Below are 14,345 nucleotides of genomic sequence, written 5' to 3'. Positions count from 1 at the left end.
AACCCCAAATTACAAATGTAGTTTGGGGTTTTCTTTGTTTATAATTTAAAGTACCATTGTCAACTGAATTCTCTTCCTGTCTTCATCAACCTCAGTAACTTTTACATCAACATGCTGATGAAGTTTAACCACTTCATTTACATCGCTCACAAAACCAGCTTTTAACTGCGAAATATGAACCAATCCGCTTTCTTTGATTCCGATGTCAACAAAACAGCCAAAGTTGGTAATGTTATTTACAATTCCCGGTAAAATCATTCCGGTTTTCAAATCTTTGATTGATTTTACATTTGCATCAAATTCAAAAACCTTCGCCGACTTTCTTGGGTCTAATCCAGGCTTTTCAAGCTCTTTTATGATGTCTTTTAGGGTAAGTAAACCTATTTCAGGTGTAATATAGTTTTCGGCCTTAATAAGCGCTGTTTTCTCTTTATTGGCAATTAAGTCGTTTACCGAAAGTTTCAAATCTTTCGCCATCTTTTCAACAACCGAATAAGCTTCGGGATGCACCGCTGAATTATCCAACGGATTTTTAGCATTCGAAATTCTAATAAAAGCCGCACCTTGCTGATATGCTTTCTCGCCTAAGCGAGGCACTTTTTTTAACTGTTTTCTATCCTCAAAAGGACCGTTTTCTGAACGATATTGAACAATGTTTTCGGCCAGCTTCTCTCCTATTCCACTCACATAACTTAGCAAATGTTTACTCGCCGTGTTAATATTGATACCAACCGAGTTCACACAACGAATTACTGTATTATCTAATTCTTCTTTAAGTTTCGTTTGGTCAACATCATGTTGGTATTGTCCTACTCCAATTGCTTTAGGATCAATTTTAACCAATTCGGCCAAAGGATCTGAAAGTCGTCTTCCAATAGAAACCGAACCACGAACTGTCACATCATAATTAGGAAACTCTTCTCTCGCAATTTTTGAAGCAGAATAAACCGAAGCTCCAGCCTCAGAAACTATAAAAACCTGCAATGGCTTATCGAACGCTATTTTTTTGATGAAAAATTCGGTTTCTCTGGAAGCAGTTCCATTCCCGATAGAAATCGCATCAATTTGATACGCGTTTACCATCGAACGGATTTTTTTGATCGCCATTGTTTCCTCATTTTGAGGCGCGTGTGGATAAATGGTTTCGTTGTATAACAAATCACCTTTTTCATCCAGACAAACTACTTTACAACCGCTTCTAAATCCGGGATCAATTGCCAAGATTCGTTTTTCACCCAAAGGCGGCGCTAATAAAAGTTGACCTAGATTGTTCGCAAAAACCTGAATAGAATTCGCATCAGCTTTGGCTTTGGCTTCTTGCAAAGATTCATTTCCAATCGCCGGATTCAACAACCGTTTATAACTGTCTTCTATCGCTAATTGCAAATGTGCCGTTGTACTATTTTGTTTTTTAATGATTATTTCATCAATAATATCATATGCTTCATCGATATCAACATCAACTTTCATTTTCACAAAACCTTCGTTTTCAGCACGAAGCATTGCTAATAATCTATGTGAAGGCGCTTTTGTCAACGGTTCTTCCCAATCAAAATACTGACTGAATTTTTGTGCTCCTTCTTCCTCGCTTTTCTTTTTTACTACTTTGGTTCCAATAGTTGCTTTTCGCTGATATAATCTACGTAATTGTTTACGAACATAAATATTCTCGTTAATCCATTCCGCCACTATATCTCGTGCTCCCTGCATGGCTGCCTCTTCGTTGATCACATTTTCATTCAGATATTGTGTCGAAATAAAATCAATATCCACGTCATTTTCCGACATGATTATTTTTGCCAACGGTTCTAAACCAAATTCGCGCGCAACATCAGCCTTTGTTTTTTTCTTCTTTTTGTACGGAAGGTAAAAATCTTCAATTTCTTGCAAATCAAAACTTTGTTCAATTTTTTGTTTCAATTCAGGCGTAAGCGCTTTTTGTTCTTCAATTGATTTTAGAACCGCTTCTTTACGTTTTACAATTGCTTCATAATCTTTTTGAAGCTTTGCAATTTGCTCAATCTGAACTTCATCCAGATTTCCTGTTGTATCTTTTCGGTAACGAGAGATAAACGGAATCGTACAATCTTCCTCTAATAATTTTACTGTGTTTTGAATGTTAATTGCTGCTGTTTGAACAGTTTTAGCAATAAATTGAATATTAGTCATATTTTTTAATGAAATAATTTCTTGATTACAAAATGAGATAATTTGTCTTTTAAAAACATAGACAGATTAATCAATCACTCCGCTAAAATAATATCTTTGTTTTTAATTTTAAGCCAATGGAAGTTTTATTACTGTATTTTTTATTTGTAAATATCATCGTTTTTGTTCTTGCCGGATATGATAAATATCAAGCAAAAAAAAATAAACGAAGAATTCCTGAAAACACCTTATTTTTCATGGAAGCTATTGGCGGTACAATAGGTTTGTTATTAGCAATGTTACTCTTTAGACATAAAACGAGTAAAACTTCATTTATTATCAAGTTCACTCTTATTTTTTTAATTCAGATAATATTGGTTTATCTCAAAATGACTCATAAAGTTTAAAACAATTACATTGTTAACAACTCTATAAATACCTATATATCAAATAAATAAAAGTATTATTTTTAAACAATAAGCCAGATGAATTTTAAAAATTCGCCTGGCTTATTTATATTATATTGGTGCGAAGCACCCGCAATTTTTTAACTCTTATTGACAAGCAATTTTATTCACTCTATTTTGGTGTCTTCCACCTTCAAAAGCAGTTGTTAAAAATGTTTCAACAATTTCAACAGCTTGAGGAATAGAAGTAAAACGCGCCGGAATACTCACAATATTTGCATCGTTATGTAAACGTGTTAAATAAGCGATTTCTTTAGTCCAACATAAACCTGCTCTTACTTTCGGGTGTTTATTAACAGTCATTGCAATTCCGTTTCCGCTTCCGCAGATTACAATTCCAAAATCAGCCTTACCTTCAGACACATCATTCGCCACCGGATGTCCATAATCTGGATAATCAACAGAATCTTCAGAATCTGTACCGTAATTGGTTACTTCATATCCTTTTGCTTTAAGCATCGCTACGATTGCTTTTTTATAATCTGGTCCTGCGTGGTCGTTTCCTATTGAAATTTTCATTGTAATACTATTAAGTTGTGTAGTGCAAATTTAATTAAAGAATTTCTTAGCTACACACGAATTATCAAAAACTTAGTTAGGAATGTTCAATACTACTTTATCTTTCGAAACTTCCTAATTTTAAAATCATAAAATTCACTTTTACAAAGAGTTATATTTAATGAACATTGCCTGCTGAAAAAACTCTAATAACATACTCCAATATTCAATATATATAGATTGCAATTCGTTTACTTTTGAAAGTAAAAAGTACTCTCGTTTTAGTCATTTTAATACAGAAAACAGACCTAATTCTAACTTACTTTATATCAAAAAGTTAACGTTATTAACAATTTTTATAGCGCTATAATTAACTGAGGATCAATAAATAATAATCATAGTTTTTGTTAAAATTTTATATTGTTAATAGCAAAACCTAATTCGTTGATATTCAATTAACTTTAAGTTAACATTATTTGTTAATAAGTTGAGATAGAAAATTAGAAGTTTTTTTTGGTTGTGTCAAAAAAAAAACTAATCCAAAACTGGAATGAAATAACCTAATAAAGTTTGATGAATTTTTAGAAAAGTTATCAATATCAAAAATGCCATTTTCAACAAAATCCGAGTTATGAAGTTATCTACAAAATCAATTCATTTTTGGTTGTTAACCATTGTTAATTAAAATCTAAAAAAGCTTAAAAATTAATCCTTTAACTAAATATAACTATGTTGATAACTCAAGATAAGTAACCAAAACTTCATTTCAATACTTTTAAAAATAAATTTATATGACATATTAACAAGCTATAATAACAAACAAAAATTAATTTAATTTAAATTTTTCTTTTTGTTGTATTTAATATATGTTGACAACTTTGAAAGAATAAAAGAAAATTTAATTTTTTGAAATTGAAAAAATAGAATGGTTTAAACGATTTTCAATGGACTGTTTAGATTGTCCAGAATTTGCTGAACTTCTTCGAAATCGTTGGGATGAACTTTGAGTTTGATTCCACCCAGCGCAGAAGTGTACATTGGAACAACAGAAAGTGTCATTTCGTTTTCAAAAAAATAAGGAATCTCTTCTTGTTCTAATAAATGTTTCAGAACAACAGTTTCGTGCTGATAATTGAATATTGCAATGGTTTTAAAGCTTTCCATGAAGGGTCTTTTTTATAAAGATACGAAATGAGTATTACTAAAGATTTTTCGCTAACACTATTTTAAACATGCTAATTACAAATGACCTTTGAAAATCAATATATATCTATTTCTGAAAGTTATATTTTTAATAATTTATTTGTTAAAATCTATAATCTGATATCTTATTTGTAATTTTAACTTTTTAAGAAAAGATATATGAGTAAGAAAATTAGAAAGCCGATAAAAAACGAGAAAGATTTCTCAAGTAAAATATTAAAAATTTTATCGCAAAGCCCTAATAAAGCATTCAATTACAAACAAATAGGAGCAAAACTTGAACTTGACGATACAAAAAGCAGAAATGAGATTATAAAAGATTTAAAAATTCTGGCTGCTTCAAAGAAAATTATAGAATCTGAACCTGGCAAATATTTAGTAAAAGCAATTAGTCAGGATTACTACGAAGGAACAATCGATATGACGAGTCGAAAAACGGCTTATTTTATTTGTCCTGATTTTACCGAAGATGTTTTTATCCCAACCAATAATCTAAATCGTGCCTTAGACAAAGACAAAGTAAAAGTTTACGTTTATAACAGAAGAAAAGGTAAAAGACCTGAAGGTGAAGTAATTGAAGTTGTAGAAAGAAATAAAACTGAGTTTGTTGGAGTTATTGATATTCAGGCAAATTTTGCTTTTGTATCTACAGCAAACCCTAAAATGTATACTGATATTTTTATCCCAAAAGATAAAATTGGAGAAGCAGAAAATGGTGATGTTGTTTTAGTTACCATCGAAGATTGGCCAAAAAGAGCTGATAGTCCGTTTGGATCTGTAATCAGAGTTTTAGGAAAACCAGGAGAACACAATACAGAGATTCATGCTATTTTAGCTGAATATGGTTTACCATCTGATTTTCCGGTAGAAGTAGAGGCATATGCTCAAAAAATTGATACTTCAATACAAGAATCTGAAATTGCAAAACGTCGTGATATGCGTGATACACTTACATTCACGATAGATCCAAAAGATGCAAAAGATTTTGATGATGCCTTGTCTTTCAAAAAGTTAGAGAACGGAAACTACGAAATTGGAATTCACATTGCCGATGTTTCGTATTATCTTGAAGAAGGAACAATCCTTGATGATGAAGCATATCAACGTGCAACTTCGGTTTATTTAGTCGATAGAGTAGTACCAATGCTTCCTGAAGTTTTATCTAATTTTGCCTGTTCGTTACGACCAAATGAAGAGAAATATACATTCTCAGCAATATTCGAAGTTTCAGAGAATGCACAAGTTATTAACCAATGGTTTGGTAGAACGGTGATTTATTCAGATCAGCGATTTGCATACGAAGAAGCGCAATATATCATTGAAACAAAAGACAATACGATTCCGGTTGATATTTCAATCACTGGAGAATCTTATGTTGTTTCAGATGAAATTACTCAGGCAACTTTAAAATTAGATGAATTGGCTAAGATTTTAAGAAAGAAAAGAATGGCAAATGGCGCTATTTCTTTTGATAAAGTCGAAGTAAAATTCAATTTAGATGCTGAAGGAGAACCAGAAGGAGTTTACTTTAAAGTTTCAAAAGATGCCAATCATCTTATTGAAGAATTCATGCTTTTAGCCAACAGAAAAGTGGCTGAATACATTGGTAAACAAAAGAAAACATTTGTTTACAGAATTCACGATGAGCCAAACGAAGACAAATTGATTGCTATGGCAAGTGTAATTGCTAAGTTTGGTTATAAAATTGATTTTAGAAACAAAGGTGATATTTCGAAATCATTGAATGCTTTAATGGAAGAAGTGAATGGTAAAAAAGAGCAGAATCTTATCGATACGCTAGCGATTAGAAGTATGAGCAAGGCAAAGTATTCGACAGAGAATATTGGCCATTACGGATTAGCTTTTGACTATTATAGCCATTTTACATCGCCTATTCGTCGTTATCCAGACGTTATGGTACACCGTTTGCTGCAATATTACCTTGACGGAGGTAAATCTGTAGATGAAGAAACATACGAAACAAAATGTTTGCATTGTTCAAATATGGAAGGTCTAGCAACAAATGCTGAGCGTGATAGTATTAAATACATGCAGGTTAAATACATGCAGGATCACCAGGACGAAGAATTTTTGGGAGTTATTTCGGGAGTTACAGAATGGGGAATTTATGTTGAAATTGTATCTAACAAATGCGAAGGAATGGTAAGAATCAGAGAAATAAAAGATGATTATTATACTTTCGATGAAAAGCAATATGCTTTGGTTGGAGCAACTTCAAACAGTATTTTGCAATTAGGAGATGAAATTTACGTTAAAGTAAAAAATGCCGATTTAGTTAAAAAACAATTAGATTTTCATTTTTTAAGAAGAGCAGAATAGAAGTAAAATTTAAAAAATAAAAGTATGAAAAAGTTAATTATTGGAGCTGCAATTTTATTTGTTCAAATGTCTTTTGGTCAGATTACTAAAGAGTTAGGTGATTTTGATACCGTAAAAGTTTACGACAAATTGAGTGTTAAATTAGTTCAATCGTCTGAAAATAAAGTTGTTATAAAAGGAGCAAGAGAAGCAGAAGTTGAGGCTGTTAATAAAAATGGAATTTTAAAATTAAGAATGCCTTTTCCAAAGCTATTATCAGGAAATGATTTGGATATTACTTTGTATTACAAACATTTAGAACTTATAGATGTAAACGAAGGTGCAAATGTTACCAGCAAAGAAGCTATAAAAGCAACTAGTTTTAAAGTTAGTGCGCAAGAAGGCGCAACAATTGATGTAAATTTGAATGTTGATAAACTAAAAGTAAGTTCTGTTTCAGGTGGTTCAATAACGCTAGCAGGTAAAGCAGAAAATCAAGTTGCAAGTTTAGGAGCGGGAGGATATCTTCTGGCAAGTAAATTAAACACTTCTCAAACTACTGTAAGCGTTTCTGCGGGTGGAAAAGCAGATGTGAATGCTTCTACCCTTGTAGATGCAAAAGTGAGCGCAGGAGGCTCTATTTACATTTACGGAAAACCGAAACAAATTAATCAAAAAACGGTTTTTGGAGGAAAAATTGAAGAAGTAAAATAAGAAATCGTATTTGAATGATAAATGATATTTTGGCTGGACTGCCATGGGGACTTTTTTTAAGTTTTATGGTAGGTCCGGTATTTTTTGTACTATTAGAAACCAGTATTACAAAAGGATTCAGAGCTGCATTAGTCTTTGATCTTGGTGTAGTATTAGGTGATGTTTTTTTTATAGCAATTGCTTATTTAGGAAGTTACAGACTCATTCAGAGTTTAAAAGATAAACCCGCACTTTTTATTTTTGGTGGAATTATAATGCTGGCGTACGGTATAATTTCTTTTGTGAAATTAAAAAAAGAAGAAAAAATTAATGACGAAGAAATTGATCGCGATATTATTAAAAGAAACTATGCAAGTTTGTTTGTAAAAGGTTTTTTATTGAACGTTATCAACATTGGTGTTCTAGGTTTTTGGTTGGCAGTTATCATTTCTATCGGACCAAAATTAGAGATGCAAAACTCAAGAATGTTTACTTTTTTTACAGCAGTTATTATAACTTATTTAGTAGTAGATTGTATTAAAATACTATTAGCTAAGCAATTAAAATCTAAAATGACACCAACTAATATTCTAAAAATCAAAAAAGGAATTAGTATTGTTTTAATGGTTTTTGGTTTTGTTTTAATCATTCAAGGCTGGTTTCCTAAAGAAAAAGAAATGGTTAAAAATGCTTTCGAAAAAATGGAGAAGAAGTAGGATTGATTGTTTAAAAAAGTTATTATATGTGTAGAACTTTACTTTTTAAAATTCTTTTTTTACTCTTTTTTATTAAATCTACTGGACAAGAAAAGGATATAAAAAAATTAGGAATTGGATTTTTACATTCAAATACCGAAAATCCTCTTCCCTTATATAAAAATCAGAATGACAATATTCCGATAGACATTTTAAAATTTAAAAAAGATGAATCTGGAGTACTTCAATTTGTAACTAATTTAAAATTAAAGCCTTATATAATTTTTGAAGGAGATTCATATGAAGATTCTAAAAAGCATGTATATAAACATTTTCCTCAATTAGTATTTAGGGTTGTTGATAGTTCAAAACAGTATTTCAAAGTAATTTTAAATGAAGTATCTGGTGAAGAAGCTTTTATAAAAAGAGACAAGAAAAGCGTTTATTACTTAAAACAAAAAGATTTTGTTGGTTATTCTAATTCAAATTATAATTCAAAGTGGTTTGTTTTTGAAACTTGGGAAACAATTCTGCTTAATGCTATTAGTATCGTTTCTGATAAGCTAATAATCTATGATAAACCGAATGGTAAAGTAATTTATAAACAAGTTAACAATACAGATTATTTGCCTTTTATAGTCAGTGAATACAAGGGTGATTGGATTAAATTTGTAAAATTACCAGGAAGAGAATTTTTTTTCGATAAAAACGTAAACTATGATGGCTGGGTTAAATGGAAAGAAAATGAAGTTATAACTATTTCTTTTAATTCTATATCATATTTATCTACGGAGGAAAAAAAGTAATTTTCATAAGATTTTTTGAAATTGCCCGCTTTTGAACATATATTTTTAATTAAACTTTTTTAAGAATTTATCATAAAAAAACCTCCAAAGCAATTTGGAGGTTTTTACGTTTTAAACGTGTTCGAACGTAACTCTTTATCTAATTTTTTCTAAAAATTAATCATAAAAAAACCTCTAAATTTCTTTAGAGGTTTTAGAGGCATCGTCCGGATTCGAACCGGAGTAGGAGCTTTTGCAGAGCCCAGCCTAGCCGCTCGGCCACGACGCCATTGCTTGAACGGATGGCAAAAGTAACTAAAATCTTTAAATTTCAAAACTTTAAAATGAAGTATTTTAAAAATTTTACTTTTTTTTATAAAAAATTACTTTCTAATTTCCGTCATTTTTATAGTAACTGTTTCAACATCACCACCAATAGGAGGATTTATTTTAGAAACCCAAACAGTCGTTTTTTCTACACTTTCTATTTCGGCAAGAACACGAATATTGATTCTTTTGGCCACATGTTCTAATAAATGCGAACGAACTGCCATTTCTTCTTCAACAATTTTGTTCAAATGTACATAATCTACTGTGTCAGCTAATTGATCTGTTTGTGCAGATTGCTGTAAATTAGCTTTAATTTTTAGATCTACAGTATAGTCAGATCCAATTTTTCCTTCTTCAATTAAACATCCGTGGTATGAAAAAGTTCGAATGTTTTTTAGTTTTATAACTCCCATTTTCTTGTTATTTCAAGTTTAAAGTTTCAGGTTTAGCGCCACTTAAATAACTTTAAACCTGAAACCTGAAACCTTTTTTTTATCTTTGCTAAAATTACTATAAAATAATGGCATCAGAAGAGAAATCACTCAATTTTATTGAACAAATCATAGAAGAAGATTTAAAATCAGGTCTTTCACAAAGTAAACTTCATTTTCGTTTTCCACCAGAACCAAATGGTTATTTACACATTGGGCATGCAAGTGCTATTGCGTTAAATTTTGGTTTAGGGATTGATTATCAATCTCCTGTCAATTTACGTTTTGATGATACAAACCCTGAAAAAGAAGAACAGGAATTTGTTGACGCAATTAAAAAAGATGTTGAATGGCTTGGATATACTTGGGCCGAGGAACGTTATGCTTCTGATTATTTTCAGCAATTATACGATTGGGCAGTTTTATTAATTAAAAATAATAAAGCATATGTTGATAGTCAGTCTTCTGAAGATATGGCCATTCAAAAAGGAACTCCGTCTACAACTGGAACCGATAGTCCGTACAGAAACCGTTCTGTAGAAGAAAATTTAGATTTATTCGAAAGAATGAAAAGCGGTGAATTTGAGGCTGGAACTCATATTCTTCGTGCAAAAATAGACATGAAATCGACTAATATGTTGATGCGTGATCCTATTATGTATAGAATTTTACATAGAGAACATCATAGAACCGGAGATGCCTGGAAGATTTATCCAATGTACGATTGGGCACACGGACAAAGTGATTATTTAGAAGAAATTTCACATTCATTTTGTACACTTGAATTTTTGCCTCACAGAGAATTATACGATTGGTTTTTAGACCAAATTTTAGACGAAAATAAACTACGTCCAAAACAAAGAGAATTTGCAAGACGTAACTTATCTCATACTGTTGTTAGTAAAAGAAAGTTACAGCAACTAGTTAAAGAAAAGCATGTTAATGGTTGGGATGATCCTAGAATGTCAACTATTTCGGGCTTAAGAAGAAGAGGTTTTACTGCTGCTTCATTGCGTAATTTCGCTAATACAACCGGAATTGCAAAACGTGATAATTTGATTAATATATCAGTTTTAGAGTTTTGTATTCGTGAAGATTTAAACAAAATTGCACCTCGTGTAATGGCAGTTTTAGATCCGGTAAAAGTGATAATTACTAATTATCCAGAAGGAAAAGAAGAGTGGCTTGAAGCTGAAAATAATCAGGAAGATGAAAATGCAGGATTCAGAAAAGTACCTTTTTCTCGTGAATTATATATTGAAAGAGAAGACTTTTTAGAAGAAGCTCCGGCGAAGTTTTTCCGTTTGACTTTGGGAAAAGAAGTTCGTCTTAAAAATGCTTATATCATTAAAGGTGAAAGTGTTGTAAAAGATGCTGAAGGAAATATTACAGAGATTCATGTAACGTATGATACCGATTCTTTGAGCGGAAGTGGGACAGAAGCAAGCCAAAGAAAAGTGTCTGGAACATTGCATTGGGTTTCTATCTCTCACGCTGTTGAAGCAGAAGTTCGTATGTACGATCGTTTGTTTACAGATGAAGCTCCGGACAGTTATAAGGAGAAAAATTTCTTAGATTTTGTGAATCCAAATTCATTAGAAATTATAAAAGGTTTTGTCGAACCAAGTTTATCAACAGCTCAAAATGAAGATAAATTTCAGTTTCAACGTTTGGGTTATTTTACTGTTGATAAAGATTCAACTCCTTCAAAATTAGTCTTTAACAAAACTGTTGGATTGAAAGATGCTTGGGAAGAAAAAGGAAAAAAAGAAGAAAACAGTATCAATAATTCTTTAAAAGATATTAATAAATATTTTAAAGTAGAAACTAAACCAGAACGTATTGCAATTGAAAGCGCAATAGGGGAGAGCATCAAAAATGTTTCTAGTTTTTCTTTATTACAAAATTCATTAAAGAAGAATATTAACAATAACAAAGGTTCGTTGTTATTTGCTCAGTTTATTTTGAAATATTCACATTTGAAATCTGCAGATTTTGATGCAGACGATATTAAAAAATTATATACTATGTCTCTTAGAAGTGAGTCGACTTATGTTCGATCGAAAGCACTTTTAAATTTAAGAGATTTAGAAAACGAAAATTTAAGAAATCAGTTTGAAGAGGATATTTTGAAATTATATTCAAATCCTCCAAAAAATGCATCGGAGAGAGAAATTGAAATTCTTGCCGAAATGGTAAAAAAATAATATCATTATAATCTATTGAAAAGCGCTTTTTATAAGCGCTTTTTTTATTATTTATATTTTCTATTAATAATTTAAAATTTATAGATTTTTTATATTAAAAGTGACCGCTATAACTTAAATTTAAGCTATTTTTTCATTTCTTCCACCTCATTAATCATCTTTTAAAAAATCGTTTATTAGAAGCTTTTATTTTAATTTTAGACCTTAAATTATCTTGTTTTTTGCCTTGTTAACATGCAATTGTTTATAAAGTTGAAATCAGCTTGATTTGATTTTAATTTTTAAGTTTCGAGTTGTAATTTTCAATTTTTACAATTTTTGAGCATTTTAATTAAATAAGGTTTAAATATAGTTTTATAATAATTTATTGTTTTTCGTTATAATATATAAAAACTATTAATTATTATATTTTAATAGATATTTTAGATTAAAAACAACCTTCATAAATCAATTTTAAGCTATTTTTTTATTTCTTCCATGACATTAATCGTTTTTTGAATTATTGTTGTTTTTCAGGCTTTATTTTAATTTTTAACGTCGTTTTTAGTAGTTTAACGGGTTGTTAACATACAATTGTTTATAAAGTTGCTATATTTATCAAAAGGTCAAATATGAAAAGTAATTTTTTCAATAATTTGAAATTTAGGTTAAGAATCTCGTCTGAGTTTTCTAAAGTATAAAAATGTATCATTTTTGATTTTAGTTTTAATTCTAATTATAGATTCTTGATAATCGTTTTATGTTCTAATTTTTATTGTGATTTGATTTTGATAATACTAAAAGCGTGAAAGTATTTTTTCAAGATGATTTCATAATGTTAAATATCATAGAATTATTTTTTGCTGATAGTTTCAAATTTTGAATTTCATTTTTTGGCTATGAACAATTTAAAAATTTAAAATTTATTTACTTATGAAAAATTTCATTTTAACGCTAGGAATTTTATTTGCTAATATCGCATTTTCTCAAACACATCAAATTACCAAACATAATGGTGAACAACTTGATGTTAATTTTATTAAAGCAGAGAAAGACATGATTTATTATTCTTTAAACGGAAGTTCTGAAGAACATAAAATTAGCAAGTATGCAGTTTCGAAATTAACCAATAAACAAACAAATCAAACTCAAAAAATATCTGATAAAGTTATAGTTGATTCAAAATCAGATTATAAATTCGTAACAGTTTTATCTCAGGACAAGACAATAGGTCTGAAACAAGTGGCTAATTTTTCTGGTGTCTCGACAAATACAAAAGGAGAACCGCCAATTGCAAACCAAAACCACACTGCTTTGAGAATAAAAACGCAATCTGCTTCAAATGGATATCCGTTTGTTAGCATTGTTGAAAAAGCAGATGGAAAGTATGAAGCTGTAGCATATGCGTATTAAATTTAGTGTTAATTTTTATTAAATAACATTACGCCAGTATTTTATAATTTAAAAAAAGAGTATCTTTATTAATCATTTAAAATAAAATATTATGTCTAAGAACTTAAATACTGTAGCAGCTATTTTGGGCGCTGCAGCCGCTGGTGCAGCGATCGGAATTTTATTTGCTCCTGACAAAGGATCTAAAACTCGTGCTAAACTTAAGGAAGGTTTAGATGATGCAACACATAATTTGAAGGATTCGCTTTCAGCAAGTTCAGAAGTTCTACGTGAAAAGTTTGCCCATGCAAAAGGAAATCTAGATGGAACTTACAATGAGTTACTCTCAAATATGAGTTATAAAACGGAAGAAGTGATTAGTTTTTTAGAAGCTAAACTGGCTGATTTAAAAGCACAAAACGCGAAACTTCAAAAATAAAAATAGAGAAAGCACAAAGCTCGCTTTGATTTTGATGATTGCCCGGATTATTTTAATTACTTTTAAAATAATCAAAATGCAAAAATTGAATCCGCGTGTTTTGTGCTTCTTTTTTTAATTAAAATTACAATTATGGCTTTTGAAGAATTAAAAGAAAATACTGAAAATATTCAAGATCAGGCAAAGGTTTATTTGGATAGTCACATGGCTTACTATAAACTTTGGGGTTTTAAGGTTGCGATGAAATCAACAACTTTGATTTTTAAGTTTACTTTAATCTTACTTGGTTTGAGTATGGTTTTACTTTTCGGATCAGTTGCTGCAGGTTTTGCTTTCAGTAGTTTATTCGGAAGTTATACTTTAGGATTTTTAACAGTAGGAGGAATCTATCTTGTAGTTACGATTTTACTTTTCTTTATTAAAGATAAATTTGTTGAAGGTCCGATTTTAGAGAAATTTTCAGAAATCTTTTTTAACGATTAATTATGGAAACTAAAAAATACTCATCATACGCTGAAATCGAAAGAGATTTGGAAATCTTGAAATTGGAGAAAGACATTAATTATCAGAAATTAGTTTTAAGTTTTCAGAAAACTAAAGAATCTATAACACCGCAAAATATAGTAAGCGGATTTTTTTCTTCTTATAAAGAATACATTTCAAAATCCTATCCACAGATTTTGCAATCTATTTTACCGTATATAATCGGTTGGTTTATCAATAAAAAAAGAGGCAATTAAGCCTCTTTTTTATTTTATA

At 30.2% G+C, this 14,345-nt stretch carries 14 protein-coding genes and 1 tRNA gene; 10 read left to right on the top strand and 5 right to left on the bottom strand.

Annotation, left to right across the window (positions count from 1 at the left end):
• Positions 1–45: 45 nt before the first annotated feature.
• Complete coding sequence (locus ACHRVZ_RS08155) at positions 46–2,169, bottom strand: Tex family protein (protein WP_395421794.1); 2,124 nt, start codon at positions 2,167–2,169, stop codon at positions 46–48.
• A gap of 116 nt (positions 2,170–2,285) precedes the next feature.
• Between ACHRVZ_RS08155 and ACHRVZ_RS08150 the strand changes: the two genes are divergently transcribed.
• Positions 2,286–2,555: a DUF1294 domain-containing protein gene (locus tag ACHRVZ_RS08150; protein WP_395421793.1), complete on the top strand. Its 270-nt coding sequence runs from the start codon at positions 2,286–2,288 to the stop codon at positions 2,553–2,555.
• Between the two features lie 147 nt (positions 2,556–2,702).
• Here ACHRVZ_RS08150 and rpiB read toward each other — a convergent pair whose 3' ends face one another.
• A complete protein-coding gene (gene rpiB / locus ACHRVZ_RS08145) occupies positions 2,703–3,134 on the bottom strand; it encodes a ribose 5-phosphate isomerase B (RefSeq protein ID WP_041520454.1) in 432 nt (143 codons plus the stop codon).
• A 909-nt stretch (positions 3,135–4,043) separates the two neighbouring features.
• Positions 4,044–4,277: a putative signal transducing protein gene (locus ACHRVZ_RS08140; protein WP_041520453.1), complete on the bottom strand. Its 234-nt coding sequence runs from the start codon at positions 4,275–4,277 to the stop codon at positions 4,044–4,046.
• A gap of 198 nt (positions 4,278–4,475) precedes the next feature.
• Here ACHRVZ_RS08140 and rnr point away from each other — a divergent pair, with 198 nt between their 5' ends.
• Genes rnr through ACHRVZ_RS08120 form a run of 4 tightly spaced genes read left to right on the top strand, consistent with a single transcriptional unit; the run spans position 4,476 to position 8,829 of the window.
• Complete coding sequence (rnr, locus tag ACHRVZ_RS08135) at positions 4,476–6,656, top strand: ribonuclease R (protein ID WP_395421792.1); 2,181 nt, start codon at positions 4,476–4,478, stop codon at positions 6,654–6,656.
• A gap of 24 nt (positions 6,657–6,680) precedes the next feature.
• On the top strand, positions 6,681–7,349 hold the full coding sequence (locus ACHRVZ_RS08130) for a head GIN domain-containing protein (RefSeq protein WP_395421791.1): 669 nt from the start codon (positions 6,681–6,683) through the stop codon (positions 7,347–7,349).
• A gap of 14 nt (positions 7,350–7,363) precedes the next feature.
• On the top strand, positions 7,364–8,044 hold the full coding sequence (locus ACHRVZ_RS08125) for a LysE family translocator (protein WP_395421790.1): 681 nt from the start codon (positions 7,364–7,366) through the stop codon (positions 8,042–8,044).
• Between the two features lie 26 nt (positions 8,045–8,070).
• Positions 8,071–8,829: a hypothetical protein gene (locus tag ACHRVZ_RS08120; RefSeq protein WP_395421788.1), complete on the top strand. Its 759-nt coding sequence runs from the start codon at positions 8,071–8,073 to the stop codon at positions 8,827–8,829.
• Positions 8,830–9,026: 197 nt separating this feature from the next.
• Here ACHRVZ_RS08120 and ACHRVZ_RS08115 read toward each other — a convergent pair.
• Both ACHRVZ_RS08115 and folB read right to left on the bottom strand, forming a co-directional pair.
• A tRNA-Cys gene (locus ACHRVZ_RS08115) sits at positions 9,027–9,097 on the bottom strand.
• Positions 9,098–9,191: 94 nt separating this feature from the next.
• Positions 9,192–9,551, bottom strand: coding sequence for a dihydroneopterin aldolase (gene folB / locus ACHRVZ_RS08110; protein ID WP_395421786.1), 360 nt, complete (start codon positions 9,549–9,551; stop codon positions 9,192–9,194).
• A 107-nt stretch (positions 9,552–9,658) separates the two neighbouring features.
• Here folB and ACHRVZ_RS08105 point away from each other — a divergent pair, with 107 nt between their 5' ends.
• The 5 genes from ACHRVZ_RS08105 (at position 9,659) to ACHRVZ_RS08085 (ending at position 14,326) form a co-directional block, all read left to right on the top strand.
• A complete protein-coding gene (locus ACHRVZ_RS08105; RefSeq protein WP_395421785.1) occupies positions 9,659–11,776 on the top strand; it encodes a glutamine--tRNA ligase/YqeY domain fusion protein in 2,118 nt (705 codons plus the stop codon).
• 912 nt (positions 11,777–12,688) lie between these two features.
• Positions 12,689–13,168 (top strand): hypothetical protein, encoded by a 480-nt coding sequence (locus ACHRVZ_RS08100; protein ID WP_395421784.1) that lies wholly within the window; start codon positions 12,689–12,691, stop codon positions 13,166–13,168.
• A 91-nt stretch (positions 13,169–13,259) separates the two neighbouring features.
• Entirely contained in the window at positions 13,260–13,586 is a 327-nt protein-coding gene (locus ACHRVZ_RS08095) for a YtxH domain-containing protein (protein WP_395421782.1), read from the top strand.
• A 132-nt stretch (positions 13,587–13,718) separates the two neighbouring features.
• Positions 13,719–14,069: a competence protein gene (locus tag ACHRVZ_RS08090; RefSeq protein WP_395421781.1), complete on the top strand. Its 351-nt coding sequence runs from the start codon at positions 13,719–13,721 to the stop codon at positions 14,067–14,069.
• A 2-nt stretch (positions 14,070–14,071) separates the two neighbouring features.
• On the top strand, positions 14,072–14,326 hold the full coding sequence (locus ACHRVZ_RS08085) for a DUF6327 family protein (protein WP_395421780.1): 255 nt from the start codon (positions 14,072–14,074) through the stop codon (positions 14,324–14,326).
• Positions 14,327–14,345 lie beyond the last annotated feature (19 nt).

This window comes from Flavobacterium sp. FlaQc-57, assembly GCF_044007395.1.
Lineage (GTDB): Bacteria > Bacteroidota > Bacteroidia > Flavobacteriales > Flavobacteriaceae > Flavobacterium.
Note: the sequence above shows the minus strand (reverse complement) of the source record. Positions and strands in the feature narration are given on the sequence as shown.

Coding starts and splice junctions, on each gene's coding strand:
- ACHRVZ_RS08130 (WP_395421791.1), top strand. CDS start 6,681: ATGAAAAAGTTAATTATTGGAGCTGCAATTTTATTTGTTCAAATGTCT.
- rnr (WP_395421792.1), top strand. CDS start 4,476: ATGAGTAAGAAAATTAGAAAGCCGATAAAAAACGAGAAAGATTTCTCA.
- ACHRVZ_RS08155 (WP_395421794.1), bottom strand. CDS start 2,169: ATGACTAATATTCAATTTATTGCTAAAACTGTTCAAACAGCAGCAATT.
- folB (WP_395421786.1), bottom strand. CDS start 9,551: ATGGGAGTTATAAAACTAAAAAACATTCGAACTTTTTCATACCACGGA.
- ACHRVZ_RS08150 (WP_395421793.1), top strand. CDS start 2,286: ATGGAAGTTTTATTACTGTATTTTTTATTTGTAAATATCATCGTTTTT.
- ACHRVZ_RS08090 (WP_395421781.1), top strand. CDS start 13,719: ATGGCTTTTGAAGAATTAAAAGAAAATACTGAAAATATTCAAGATCAG.
- ACHRVZ_RS08120 (WP_395421788.1), top strand. CDS start 8,071: ATGTGTAGAACTTTACTTTTTAAAATTCTTTTTTTACTCTTTTTTATT.
- rpiB (WP_041520454.1), bottom strand. CDS start 3,134: ATGAAAATTTCAATAGGAAACGACCACGCAGGACCAGATTATAAAAAA.
- ACHRVZ_RS08105 (WP_395421785.1), top strand. CDS start 9,659: ATGGCATCAGAAGAGAAATCACTCAATTTTATTGAACAAATCATAGAA.
- ACHRVZ_RS08125 (WP_395421790.1), top strand. CDS start 7,364: ATGATAAATGATATTTTGGCTGGACTGCCATGGGGACTTTTTTTAAGT.
- ACHRVZ_RS08140 (WP_041520453.1), bottom strand. CDS start 4,277: ATGGAAAGCTTTAAAACCATTGCAATATTCAATTATCAGCACGAAACT.
- ACHRVZ_RS08085 (WP_395421780.1), top strand. CDS start 14,072: ATGGAAACTAAAAAATACTCATCATACGCTGAAATCGAAAGAGATTTG.
- ACHRVZ_RS08095 (WP_395421782.1), top strand. CDS start 13,260: ATGTCTAAGAACTTAAATACTGTAGCAGCTATTTTGGGCGCTGCAGCC.
- ACHRVZ_RS08100 (WP_395421784.1), top strand. CDS start 12,689: ATGAAAAATTTCATTTTAACGCTAGGAATTTTATTTGCTAATATCGCA.